The organism is Bacillus sp. LJBS06 (assembly GCF_016924995.1).
GTDB lineage: Bacteria > Bacillota > Bacilli > Bacillales > Bacillaceae > Bacillus > Bacillus stercoris.
The window spans coordinates 1,752,010-1,764,496 of sequence record NZ_CP070483.1 but is presented as its reverse complement, the minus strand read 5'-3'; the positions used below and the strand labels follow the sequence as shown (position 1 = coordinate 1,764,496).

The 12,487-nt window shown below is 41.1% G+C and carries 14 protein-coding genes; all 14 read right to left on the bottom strand.

Going from position 1 to position 12,487, the window contains the following annotated elements; translation table 11 throughout:
- Window positions 1-5: 5 nt before the first annotated feature.
- The 14 genes from JQX68_RS09110 to trmFO all read right to left on the bottom strand — a co-directional run bounded on the left by JQX68_RS09110 (window position 6) and on the right by trmFO (window position 12,461).
- Window positions 6-620 (bottom strand): MotE family protein, encoded by a 615-nt coding sequence (locus tag JQX68_RS09110; protein WP_069149594.1) that lies wholly within the window; start codon window positions 618-620, stop codon window positions 6-8.
- A gap of 11 nt (window positions 621-631) precedes the next feature.
- Window positions 632-1,075 carry a flagellar export protein FliJ gene (gene fliJ, locus JQX68_RS09105; protein WP_014663970.1) on the bottom strand — a complete coding sequence of 148 codons (444 nt, stop codon included), beginning with the start codon at window positions 1,073-1,075 and terminating at the stop codon, window positions 632-634.
- A gap of 3 nt (window positions 1,076-1,078) precedes the next feature.
- Window positions 1,079-2,395, bottom strand: coding sequence for a flagellar protein export ATPase FliI (gene fliI, locus JQX68_RS09100; RefSeq protein WP_014663969.1), 1,317 nt, complete (start codon window positions 2,393-2,395; stop codon window positions 1,079-1,081).
- Window positions 2,392-3,144 (bottom strand): flagellar assembly protein FliH, encoded by a 753-nt coding sequence (gene fliH / locus JQX68_RS09095; RefSeq protein WP_071576928.1) that lies wholly within the window; start codon window positions 3,142-3,144, stop codon window positions 2,392-2,394. Before fliH ends, fliI begins: the two co-directional genes overlap by 4 nt.
- Window positions 3,137-4,153, bottom strand: coding sequence for a flagellar motor switch protein FliG (gene fliG, locus JQX68_RS09090; protein ID WP_014663967.1), 1,017 nt, complete (start codon window positions 4,151-4,153; stop codon window positions 3,137-3,139). The genes fliH and fliG overlap by 8 nt, the downstream gene beginning before the upstream one ends.
- A gap of 12 nt (window positions 4,154-4,165) precedes the next feature.
- Window positions 4,166-5,776 carry a flagellar basal-body MS-ring/collar protein FliF gene (gene fliF / locus JQX68_RS09085; RefSeq protein WP_040083177.1) on the bottom strand — a complete coding sequence of 537 codons (1,611 nt, stop codon included), beginning with the start codon at window positions 5,774-5,776 and terminating at the stop codon, window positions 4,166-4,168.
- A 45-nt stretch (window positions 5,777-5,821) separates the two neighbouring features.
- Window positions 5,822-6,142, bottom strand: a complete 321-nt coding sequence (gene fliE, locus JQX68_RS09080; RefSeq protein WP_003238544.1) for a flagellar hook-basal body complex protein FliE — start codon at window positions 6,140-6,142, stop codon at window positions 5,822-5,824.
- A 10-nt stretch (window positions 6,143-6,152) separates the two neighbouring features.
- Window positions 6,153-6,605 (bottom strand): flagellar basal body rod protein FlgC, encoded by a 453-nt coding sequence (flgC, locus tag JQX68_RS09075; RefSeq protein ID WP_014663965.1) that lies wholly within the window; start codon window positions 6,603-6,605, stop codon window positions 6,153-6,155.
- Complete coding sequence (flgB, locus tag JQX68_RS09070; RefSeq protein ID WP_014663964.1) at window positions 6,605-6,994, bottom strand: flagellar basal body rod protein FlgB; 390 nt, start codon at window positions 6,992-6,994, stop codon at window positions 6,605-6,607. The genes flgC and flgB overlap by 1 nt, the downstream gene beginning before the upstream one ends.
- 380 nt (window positions 6,995-7,374) lie before the next feature.
- The gene (gene codY / locus JQX68_RS09065) at window positions 7,375-8,154 is read right to left on the bottom strand and encodes a GTP-sensing pleiotropic transcriptional regulator CodY (RefSeq protein WP_003220850.1); all 780 of its coding nucleotides are present in this window, start codon (window positions 8,152-8,154) and stop codon (window positions 7,375-7,377) included.
- A gap of 39 nt (window positions 8,155-8,193) precedes the next feature.
- Window positions 8,194-9,597, bottom strand: coding sequence for an ATP-dependent protease ATPase subunit HslU (gene hslU / locus JQX68_RS09060; RefSeq protein ID WP_014476801.1), 1,404 nt, complete (start codon window positions 9,595-9,597; stop codon window positions 8,194-8,196).
- A gap of 16 nt (window positions 9,598-9,613) precedes the next feature.
- Window positions 9,614-10,159, bottom strand: a complete 546-nt coding sequence (gene clpQ, locus JQX68_RS09055; RefSeq protein ID WP_014663962.1) for an ATP-dependent protease subunit ClpQ — start codon at window positions 10,157-10,159, stop codon at window positions 9,614-9,616.
- 12 nt (window positions 10,160-10,171) lie between these two features.
- Window positions 10,172-11,086, bottom strand: a complete 915-nt coding sequence (xerC, locus tag JQX68_RS09050) for a tyrosine recombinase XerC (RefSeq protein ID WP_069149592.1) — start codon at window positions 11,084-11,086, stop codon at window positions 10,172-10,174.
- Between the two features lie 67 nt (window positions 11,087-11,153).
- Complete coding sequence (gene trmFO, locus JQX68_RS09045; protein WP_069149591.1) at window positions 11,154-12,461, bottom strand: FADH(2)-oxidizing methylenetetrahydrofolate--tRNA-(uracil(54)-C(5))-methyltransferase TrmFO; 1,308 nt, start codon at window positions 12,459-12,461, stop codon at window positions 11,154-11,156.
- Window positions 12,462-12,487: the final 26 nt, after the last annotated feature.

Below are 12,487 nucleotides of genomic sequence, written 5' to 3'. Positions count from 1 at the left end.
TCCCCCTATTCTTGGCTGGCAGCAATTTTTTCTGTATAGGTTGCTGCTTGCTCAGGAGTCATTTTTGCCAATATGTCAGCAAGCTGCTTTTTGCTTAGGCCATTCAATATTTTCAGTGCTTCTTGCTCCTTTAATTGGGCAATAATTTTCGCAGCCTTTCCGCTGTCCATGCTTTTGTACACACTGATCACTTTGTCATTTTTAGAAGAAGCTTTCGAGTCTGATGTTCCCTCAGTATGATCTTCAGATGACTTTTTTTGGTCCTCCGCCGTCTTTTCAAGTGAACGAATCTTTTGATTGAGCCTATCGATTTCCGATTTGCTTGTTTCTAAATCTTTATTCAATATACTGATTTCACTTTTTTGATCTTTAATGGTCTTTTCCAGAGCTGCCGTATTACTGCTATCCTTACTTGATGCTGTGTCTTTTTTATTTTCGGTTTCAGGAACCAATTCCTTAAGAACCGGCGTTTTTGCCGCAGCATCCTGGATCGGCTTTAACACATTGACACCAGCAGCCCAAAGAACAATCCCCCCTGCGATTAGAAGAAACATCAGCGGGAGGATAATGATAAGCAAAACCGAACGGAACTTACCTGATTCTTTCTTTTTGCCGGACATTACATTCGCTCCTAATGGCCTTGAATCATAAACTGCTTAATCGAAATATCGTCCATTTCTTTCATTTCTGCAGCTTTGTCTTCAAGAGCAAACATTTTAAACTGTTTTTCACGCATTTTTTCAAACTTTTTCACTTCAATATTTTTCTCTGTCAAAATTTCTTGTTTTTGATTCATTTGATTTCTTTTCATAATGACAAGCTTTTGATAGTGATAAATCGTATTATCAAGATTTGAGACAAATTGTTGGTAGTGCCTCATTTCCTGTACACTCATGCCGCTTTTTAATTTCTTTTCTTTATTTTGTTCTAGTAATTCTTTTTTGCTCATACTCTCATATAATTTTTCAGCAACGTTTTCAAATTCAGAAACTGATTGCTGATAATCGGATAAGGATTGGTCTTTCTCATTTTCTTTTAGTTCCAGCAGCTTTTGGAATCTAAATTGATAAGCCACGTTTTATTCCTCATTTCCTGTCAAACTAGTTAATGCAGCAATGCTTTCTTCCAATGATGCCGGTTCATCTGTTCCCTGCTTTAAAAATTGAATAAGCTGCGGATAAAATTGTATCGCTTCATCAATTTCTCTTGAGGAGCCTCTTTTGTAAGCTCCGATATTAATGAGATCTTCCGAATTTTGATATGTCGATAAAAGTTCGCGGAATTTATTTGCCGCATCCAGGTGCTGTCTTGTCGATATGTTTGACATCACCCTGCTGATGCTTTTTAGGACATTAACTGCCGGAAACTGGCCTTTATTGGCAAGCGCCCTGTCCAACACAATATGTCCGTCTAAAATTCCGCGTACGGTATCGGCAATCGGTTCATTCATGTCATCGCCGTCTACCAGCACTGTATAAAATGCCGTAATGGTTCCGTGCTCGTTTGCACCTGTTCGTTCTAATAAACGAGGTAAAATAGCGAACACAGAGGGTGTATAGCCTTTTGTCGTCGGTGGTTCTCCAGCAGCTAAACCAATCTCACGCTGCGCCATCGCCACCCTTGTAACAGAATCCATCATAAACATGACATTTTGGCCTTTATCTCGAAAATACTCGGCAATTGCAGTCGCTGTATATGCCGCTTTCAATCTCATTAATGCTGGCTGGTCTGAGGTGGCAACAACTACAATCGATCGTTTCAGCCCCTCTTTCCCAAGATCTTTTTCAATAAACTCCCGGACCTCTCGTCCGCGTTCTCCGACAAGTGCAATGACGTTTAAGTCAGCCTCTGTCTGCTTGGCGATCATTCCCATTAATGTGCTTTTTCCGACACCGCTTCCGGCAAATATTCCAATCCGCTGGCCTTTACCGACTGTCAGCAAGCTGTCAATGGATCTGACGCCAACACCCATTTTTTCACGGATAGGCGGCCGTTTCATCGGGTTGGGCGGTGATTGCTCCGTCGATACAGGCGAAAGTCCTTTCGGCAGAAGTTTTCCGTCAAGCGGTTCTCCAAAAGCATCGATGACTTGCCCGATCAGTCCAGATCCAACTTTAACCCGAAGAGATTCCCCAGTAGCTTCTACAATGCTGCCTGGTGCAATACTCGCAGCCTCTAAATACGGCATAAGCAAAATATTTTCTTCTTGGAAGCCGACTACCTCGGCTTTAATGACTTTCCCAGATTGTCCTTTTGCATAAATCAGGCATACGTCGCCAATTGAGCTTGCAGGGCCTTTTGATTCAATCATCAGGCCGATGACCCGCTTGACTTTTCCGTACCGTTTATACGAGTCTGTCATTTCTATACAATCTATCAGACTCTGTGTCTTCATTCAGCTGCACCCGCTTCCAGCGCTGTCAGAAGTTTATCTTTCAATTGCATCAATTGTGTGTCAACACTCGCATCTACCCTGCCAAAAGGAGTTTCAATATAACAGGTTCCTTTTTGAGCTTTTTCATCAGCATATATGCCAAGACGGCATTCTTTATAAAGAAGCTGCTGGATTTCATCTTTTTGCTGAAAGATTGTCTCATAGTAATATGGATCAACATAAATTGATATATCGTCATACTCCTTCACTTCGTTTACAACCTGTTGTACAAGCAGGAGGAATGCCTCTTTATCATCAGATTTTTGCTGCCATACTTTTTTTGCCAATGCAACGGCAAGCTCAACGATTTCTTCATTAGCGTCTTCAAGCTTGTCCTCAACAGCTTTTCTGGACATTTCAGTAATTCTGTTCGCTTGGCCGATCAGTTCGGCATACTGTTGCATTGCCTCAGCTTTGCCCAATGCTACTCCTTGTTCAAAGCCCTCGGCTTTTGCTTCCTCAATCAGCTTCTGTTTTTCAGCCGCCCAATCATTTTTCTCCTGCTCAATTTGACGGCGAGTATTTTCTATATGACTGTTCGCCTGCTCAGAAATCCGGTCAGCTTCCTCTTTCACTCGGGCCATAAGAGCCTCCGGGTTCTCTTCAGCCTGCAAAAGGTGGGAATGATCAATACGCACCTCTTGTATAGAAAGTTTTCTTTTTTCCTTTTGTGGAGAAAAAGATGATTCTTGTTTAATGATATTAGACAATAATATCATCCCCTCCGCCTCTTGCTATCACAATTTCACCGGCTTCTTCAAGCTTTCTGACGATGCTTACAATTCTCGATTGAGCTTCTTCTACGTCTTTCAAGCGTACAGGGCCCATAAATTCCATTTCTTCTTTGAAGGTTTCAACCATACGCTGTGACATATTGCTGAATACAATTTCTTTGACTTCCTCGCTTGCAACCTTTAATGAAAGGAGCAAATCGTCGTTCTCAACATCGCGAATGACTCTCTGAATAGCACGGTTATCAAGTGTGACAATATCTTCGAAGACAAACATCCGCTTTTTAATCTCTTCAGCAAGATCGGGATCCTGAATTTCCAATGAATCCAATATCGTCTTCTCTGTCCCTCTGTCTACTCCGTTTAACACTTCCACAACAGCTTCAATTCCGCCTGTTTGTGTATAATCCTGAGTAAATGCAGAAGATAATTTTTGTTCCAGAATCCGTTCTACCTCATTAATAATTTCTGGTGACGTTCTATCCATGACCGCAATTCTTCTCGCAACCTCAGCCTGAACTTCAGGATTCAGCTCCGATAAAATTTGCCCGGCCTGCACAGGATCTAAATAAGACAAGATTAAAGCCATTGTCTGAGGATGCTCTTGCTGGATAAAATTCAAAATTTGTTCAGGCTCCGCTTTTCTGGCGAAATCAAATGGCTTCACCTGTAAAGAAGACGTCAGCCTGTTTAGAATGTTTTCCGCTTTATCCTCTCCAAGCGCCTTTTCTAGAACTTGTCTTGCATAGCTTAAACCGCCTTGAGAAATATAATCTTGTGCAATGGCTATATTGTGAAATTCTTCTATGATTTCATCCTTTTTTTGATGATCGACGCTTCGAACACCTGATATTTCCAGCGTAAGCCTTTCAATTTCTTCATCGGTTAAGTGCTTATAAACAGAAGCTGACACATCTAACCCCAAGGAAATCATGAGAATGGCTGCTTTTTGTTTTCCTGTAAGCTTATCTTGATCACGTCTCGCCATTTCTTATTCCTCCTAATCCTCGGCCAGCCAGCTTCTCAGCAGTTTTGCAAAATCTTCCGGCTTGTCTTTCGCCATCTTTTCAAGCTGTTTTCGTCTGACTGTTTCCGCTGTTTCATTTTCCTCTTCGTTGATATCAGGTAAATTGATTGGTTCTTGAGGAACCTCATACTCATACTCCTCGAATTCATCCTCTTGCGCCCGTTTCTTTCTGATAAGCATAATGATCAGAACAATAATCGCGGCGATTAAAACACCGCCTGTAATATATGCCCACAGCGGGATACCTGAGGATTTCTCCGTGTTTGTATCCAAATTGACTTTTCCGTCAAATGGCTGAACGGAGACAACAATTTTATTATTGATATCAGCATCAGATAAATTCTGGTTTTGCGTTTCATCTTTATCTAAAGATGTTCTGACTACAGTTGAAAGGATTTTTTGTATATCATCCTGTCTTTCAGTTGATAGTGACGCTGTGTTTTTGGCATCAGGCGGCTCTACCATGACTTGAATCCCTAAATCTCTGACCTTATAAGGACTTTCAGCGATTTCTTTATGGATTCGGTTAACCTCGTAATTGATTTTGTTGCTGTTTTTTTCGTAGTTCCCGCTTTCGGCATTTTCACCATCAGCCTTATAATTTGTGACATCATCCTCGCCGGTTCCGGCAGTTCCGCCGTTGGCTGCACCGTCGCCCTGGTATGTTTCAGATACCTTTTCCGCGCTGACTGCAATGCCTTCCATGTTTTCTTTATCCACAGGTTCGACAATGTCTTCTGTACGATTTTCTTTTGTGAAATCGATGTCTGCTGTAACGGAGACAACGACTTTATCTTGGCCCATCATCGTACCTAGCAGTGACTGAACATGTTTTTGAATGTCTTTTTCAACTTGAGACTTAATTCCTTGCTGAGAAGAATAACTATCCGCGTAGGACCCTGCATTGCTGTCTGATTTGTCGTAGTATGTAGAATTTTGGTCCATGATGACGATATTATCTTCTTTTAGGTTCGGCACGCTTTTAGATACCAGATGATACAGTCCGTTGATCTGGCTTTGGTCAAGTGTGTAACCCGGTTGAATCTGCAGAACGATTGAAGCAGAAGCTGCAGATTGCTCTTCACCGACAAACACAGCGTCTTTCGGGAGATTAATCATTACTTTTGAGTTTTTAATACCGTCCATTTCATTGATCAAGTTTGACAGTTCTGTCTGTGTCGCTTTCACTTTTACCATATCAAACTCATTGTCTGTCAAACCAAAGCCGGCATTCTGCCCAAAAAACGAGTAATCAATTGATCCTGTTTTAGGAAGTCCTTCTGCAGCCAGCTGCACTTTCAAAGAATCAACCTGATCCTCTGGAACGCTAATCACTGTACCGCCACTCGAAAGTTCGTTTGGTACTTTTTTCGCATCCAATTCTTCTTTGATTTTTCCTGCTTCTTCGGCAGATAAATCTTTGTAAAGCGGAGCCATCTTTGTACTGGAAGCAAAAACACTAATAATAATTCCAATAATAATAATTGCCGCTAACACACTAACCATTAAAATCTTTTGTAATTTAGATCTATTTTTCCAAAACTCACTCGTTTTGTTTTTCATTTGCATTAGAGTACGATTCATGTTAACCCCCGGTCATTCCACTCTTTCTCTAAATCGTCAGACCCCCTACATTTGCATTCTCATAATCTCCTGATAAGCTTCCACAGCTTTATTGCGGAACTCTGTTGCTGCAGTTAGAGAGATGCTAGCTTTTTGAGCGGCGATCATGACCTCATCAAGATTTACATCTTTTCCTGCAGCCAAGGCATTAGTCATGTTGTCAGAAGCTACTTGGGACTCATTTAACGAACTAATAGAGTTTTTTAAAAGCTCCGAAAAGCTTGTTTGATTTGAAGAATCTGTTTTTTGGCTATTGTTTACTTGATTTGTTGCATTTTGAGTGTTTTGAGTATTTTGAACCTGAAAAGGAGAAATTGCATTAATCACATTCATTCACCTACTTTCCGATTTCTAATGCCTTCATCAGCATTCCCTTTGTGGCATTCATCGCAGTGACATTCGCCTCATATGATCTGGTGCTGCTGACAAGGTCAACCATTTCCTTTAATGGATCTACATTAGGTTTTTGCACATATCCTTCAGCGTTTGCATCAGGATCTGTCGGATCATAGACAAGATTAAAATCCGATTTATCCTCCGTAATTTTTGAAACCTTCACACCGTTTCCAGCATGACCGCTTCCGCTCATTTGAGAATTAAGAATGGAAGAGAACGATTCACCTTTTGACTGAAGGGAGACCATTTTTCTTCTGTAAGGCACCCACTCTCCATTCACCTGCTTAGCTCTTGTCGTATCCATATTTGCTAAGTTAGATGATACAACATCCATTCTGACCCGCTGAGCTGTTAAAGCAGATGCTGAAACATTTAAGCTCTGAAAAGCTGTCATCATTTTCCTCCTGTTAATACGGTCTTCAGTGAATTAAATTTACCGTTCATTCTTTCAACTAAAGCTTGATAGTTGATTTGATTTTGCGCCAATTCTGTCATCTCTTTGTCAACATCGACATTGTTTCCATTTTGCTGATACGATGTATCTCCGCTCGCAACAATTGAATAATTCGAATCAGTATCAGAAAAATCAACATGACGATAGTCTGTTTTTATCGCATCAAGACGTGAGGATTCTTGATCTAATAAATTTTGGAAAGAGACTTTTTTTGCCTTATAGTTCGGTGTATCTATATTGGCGATATTATTAGTTATGACTTTTTGCTTAATATCCGCTCTGCTCAAGGCATTTTCAAGATTTTGTATCGTTCCAGAAAATAAGCTCAAATCCACTTACCTCCATTTCAGTTTTTTTCACCCTCAATATCCTTGTCGAGAATTGTAAAACTATATGCTTATTGTAAGAAATAACAGGCATAAAGTCTATGAAGTTCGTGTAAAAAAATGTCCTCACAATTATCTATTTTACAACTAGGCATAAAGTCCTAGATTGTTAGAACTACATTTTCCACCTTGATATAAGCCTGAAAATAGCAGAATTTCTGTTTTTTCTCCTTTCTTTTCGTCATTTTTGATACTTTTTGAAGAAATATGCAAGATTTATTAAAATCATTACACAGAAAGACTTTCAACCCAGGAAATAAAGCTTATTGATTTCCTTTATTTGAAATAAAAAAAGAACCCCTTAAAGGGGGTTCTTTTTTTGATTAATGAGATTTTAGATTTTCTAATTCGATTAGGAATTTGTTGTTTAACACTTTGATATAAGTACCTTTCATTCCTAATGATCTTGACTCAATGACGCCGGCACTCTCCAGCTTTCTCAGTGCGTTCACAATAACCGAACGGGTAATACCGACGCGGTCAGCGATTTTACTAGCAACGAGAAGGCCTTCGTTTCCGTCAAGCTCCTCAAAAATGTGCTCAATTGCTTCAAGCTCACTGTAAGAAAGCGAGCTGATAGCCATTTGTACAACAGCTTTACTTCTTGCTTCCTCTTCAATTTCTTCTGCTTTTTCTCTTAGGATTTCCATTCCGACAACTGTTGCGCCGTATTCAGCTAGAATTAAGTCATCATCATTGAATTGATCCTGTAAACGTGAAAGAATGAGTGTTCCTAATCTTTCCCCTCCTCCGATGATCGGCACAATTGTCGTTAAACCAGCTTGGAATAAGTCTCTGTTCTCAACAGGGAAAGCAGTGTATTCACTATTAATATCCAAGTTAGAAGATGTTTCAGGGACATTAAACAGATTTTTCGTATATTCTTCAGGGAATTGACGATCCTCAAGCATTTTTTTCATACGATCATTTTCAATTTGCTGGTTAATAGAATACCCAAGGAGTTTCCCTCTGCGGCTTACAACGAAAATATTGGAATCAATGACATCCCGCAGCGTCTCCGCCATTTCCTTGAAGTTTACCGGTTTCCCTGCCGCAGCTTGCAGCATGGAGTTAATAATTCTTGTTTTTTGTAATAAAGCCATGATAAATAATCCTCCTAAACATTCCTCATATTAAATTTTTCACAATATAAATTGACTTAAATCTTTGTTTTTGGCTATCGTTCCGAGTTTTTCTTCGACATACTGTGGTGTAATCGTTATTTTCTCCATCGTTACATCAGGAGCTTCGAACGACAAATCTTCTAATAGGCGTTCAAGTATTGTATGAAGGCGTCTCGCACCGATATTATCTGTGTCCTGGTTCACATGATAAGCAACTTCAGCAATCTTATGAATAGCTTCGTCAGAAAATTCAAGAGATATACCTTCAGTCTGCAATAATGCTTGATATTGTTTCAAGAGCGCATTATCCGGCTCAACCAAAATTCTCACGAAGTCATCCACCGTGAGTTTGTTCAGTTCTACACGAATCGGGAAACGCCCCTGCAGTTCAGGAATCAAATCAGATGGTTTGGCCATATGAAACGCTCCTGCTGCAATAAATAATACATGATCTGTTTTTACAGAACCATATTTTGTGACAACGGTAGAACCCTCAACAATCGGCAGGATATCCCGCTGAACGCCTTCTCTTGAAACATCGGCAGAAGAAGATGCACCGCCGTTTTTTGCGATTTTATCAATCTCATCGATAAAGATAATCCCGCTCTCTTCTGCTCTCTGAACAGCTTCCTGGCTGACTTCATCCATATCGATGAGTTTGCTAGCTTCTTCATTCGTCAGGACTTTTCTGGCTTCTCTGACTGTCATTTTGCGTCGTTTCTTTTTCTTTGGCATTAATCCGCTCAGCGCATCCTGCATGTTCATGCCCATCTGCTCCATACCCGAGCCCTGCAGCATGTCAAACATAGAAGGCTGTTGTTCTTCGACTTCTACTGTTACATAGTAGTCTTCGAGCTCTCCTAAGGCCAGCTGATGCGCCATTCGTTTTCTTTTTTCTTCAATATTTGCTTCTTCCTGGCTCTCCGCCTCATCTTCACCATTCGGCTGGCTGCCGCCAAAAAACATTTCAAACGGATTTTTAACGCCTGATTGTTTTTTCTTCCCAGGAACTAACAGACGAACAATGCGTTTATTTGCATTTTCTTCTGCCTGTTCCTTTACTTCGTTCATTTTCTCTTCTTTTATAAGCCGAACAGAAGTCTCCACAAGATCTCTGACCATTGATTCGACATCTCTGCCTACATAGCCGACTTCAGTAAATTTAGTTGCTTCAATTTTGATAAATGGCGCACCTGAAAGCTTAGCGATTCGTCTGGCAATTTCAGTTTTCCCAACGCCGGTAGGCCCCATCATTAAAATGTTTTTCGGAACGACCTCGTCCTTCAGCTTTTCATCCAGAAGACTTCTTCTATAGCGGTTTCTTAATGCCACGGCGACAGCTTTTTTCGCGTTTTGCTGACCGACAATATATTGGTCTAACCGATCTACAATCTGTCTAGGAGTTAACGGTTTTTTTTCCATGCGCCTCAAGTCCTTTCTATTCAAGCTCTTCCAGTATGATTTGATCGTTCGTGTAAACACAAATTTCGCCTGCTGTTTCTAATGCGGCTCTTGCAATCTCACTTGCGGTCATACTTTCACCGGCATGCTTTTTCAAGGCTCTTCCGGCTGCCAAAGCGTAATTGCCTCCTGATCCAATTGCGAGAATGCCGTCATCTGGTTCGATCACCTCGCCTGTTCCCGATACGAGAAGCAAAGTATCCTGATTCATCACAATCAGCATGGCTTCAAGCTTTCTAAGCACTTTATCGCTGCGCCATTCCTTCGCAAGCTCAACAGCCGCCCGTTTTAAGTTGCCGTTATATTCTTCAAGCTTGGCTTCAAACTTTTCGAATAAAGTGAAAGCGTCTGCAACAGATCCCGCAAAGCCAGCAAGAACCTTGCCGTTAAACAGTTTTCTCACTTTTCGTGCCGTGTGTTTCATGACAACAGCCTGACCAAACGTTACTTGGCCGTCTCCAGACATAGCGCTTCGTCCTTTATGCTGTACGGCAAATATTGTGGTCGCATGAAAAGATGACATAAAGGGCCTCCTTTAATTTTTCTTAAATGCTCTTGGGTGGTGGGACATATATGTGTTTCTCAACATTTCCTTCGAAACGTGCGTGTATATCTGTGTCGAAGACAGATTGGAATGCCCGAGCAGTTCTTGAACGCTTCTCAAATCCGCTCCTTCATTTAACAGATGGGTGGCGAACGTGTGTCGAAGCATATGCGGATGGATATGTAAAGTGCCGGACGCTTTTTGAACAAGCCCGCTTAAAATATGTCTGATGCCACGGGCTGTAAGCGGTCCGCCTCTTTGATTTACGAATAATAGATCATGAGGTTCTTTTGCCTTCATCAGCAAGCACTGTCTTCCGCTATTCATGTATATCTTCAACGCTTCGCGGGCATAAGACCCAAAGGGGATATAGCGCTGCTTCTTGCCTTTACCGTGAACAAGCACAGTGTCCATAAATAAATCAACATCATTAACAGTTATGGAACAGCATTCACTGACCCTCATTCCGGTGGCATAGAGCAGCTCTAACAGCGCTTGATCCCTCATTCCGGCCGGCTGGCTTATATCTGAAACTTCAAACAGCTCCTCAAGCTCTTTTTGATATAGAAACTTCGGTATCCGTTTCTCTTGTTTCGGCAGATGAACAAGCTGAAACGGATTTTCTTCAACAAGCTTTTCCCGCATCAGAAACTTATAAAAGCTTCTTAATGCAGATATCTTTTTGCTTATTGTTCTTCTCGATAAACCTTTTTCATAGGCTTCTGTCAAAAAAATCCTAGTATCTTGATATGCAGCTTCTTCAAATCCATTTATACCTTGAACGCGCAGGAAAGTCTCGAATTCTTCAATTGAATCCACATAATTCACAATAGTATATTGTGAATAATTTTTTTCAATTTGTAAATATTCAACGAATAACTTTACGAAATTCTTAACATTCTCCATGCCTAATACCTCCCCAGGAAGGGCTTTTAAATGGTATCACAAATCGCGTTCAGGTTGCAATCAATACCTATATTGTTTTCGAAATTGTTTGAATTGTTTCAATTGCACGATTCGCGTATTGTTCATTTCGTTCTTTTTTATTTTTAATTTTAACAGGCAGTTCTTTTAAAAGCCCAAAGTTTGCATTCATCGGCTGGAAGTTCTTCTGGTTTGTTGTTGTAATATAATGAGCCATACTGCCAATTGCCGTTTCCTGCGGGAAAATAACAAGCTCTTCTCCCAATACAAGCTTCGCCGCATTAATGCCTGCTACCAGTCCTGAGGCGGCTGATTCCACATATCCTTCTACTCCCGTCATTTGGCCTGCAAAGAACAGGTCACTGCGGTTTTGAAATTGATAAGTCGGCTTTAACAAGCTAGGAGAGTTAATAAATGTATTTCTGTGCATCACGCCATATCTGACGATTTCTACATTTTCAAGCCCTGGAATCAATTTGAGGACTTCCTTTTGATCTCCCCATTTTAAATGTGTCTGGAATCCTACAATATTATAAAGTGTGCCCGCAGCATCATCCTGTCTGAGCTGAACGACGGCATAAGGACGTTTTCCTGTAACAGGATGCTCTAGCCCAACCGGTTTCATCGGACCGAACAGCATTGTTTTCTTACCGCGTTTTGCCATGACTTCAATCGGCATGCAGCCTTCAAAGAAAATCTCTTTTTCAAATTCTTTTAACGGGACTGTTTCTGCTGATGTTAAAGCTTCATGGAAACGGTCAAATTCTTCTTCTGTCATAGGGCAGTTCAAATATGCTGCTTCACCTTTATCATAGCGGGATTTCAAGTATACCTTATCCATATCAAGGCTGTCTTTTTCTACAATTGGCGCCGCTGCGTCATAAAAATATAAATAGTCCTCTCCAGTCAGCTCCTTCAGCTGGGCAGACAGCGATTCAGATGTTAACGGTCCCGTTGCGATAATGGTAGGACCTTCAGGAATCTTAGTCACTTCTTCATTAATAACGGTTACGTTTGGATGATTTTTCACCCGATTTGTCACACTTGCGGCAAATTCATGACGGTCTACTGCAAGAGCCCCTCCGGCAGGGACCGAACATTCGTCAGCAGCCGCGATGATGGCTGAATCAAGCGCACGCATCTCTTCCTTTAATACACCGACAGCGTTAGCGAGAGTATTAGAGCGAAGAGAGTTGCTGCAGACTAGCTCGGCAAATTTATCAGTATGGTGCGCAGGCGTTTGTTTCACAGGCCGCATTTCATACAATTTGACTTGAATCCCTCGTTTGGCAAGCTGCCATGCTGCTTCACTTCCTGCGAGTCCGGCTCCGATCACATTCACTGTTTGTTGGTTCATCTTTCACATCTCCTAGTTTATTATTC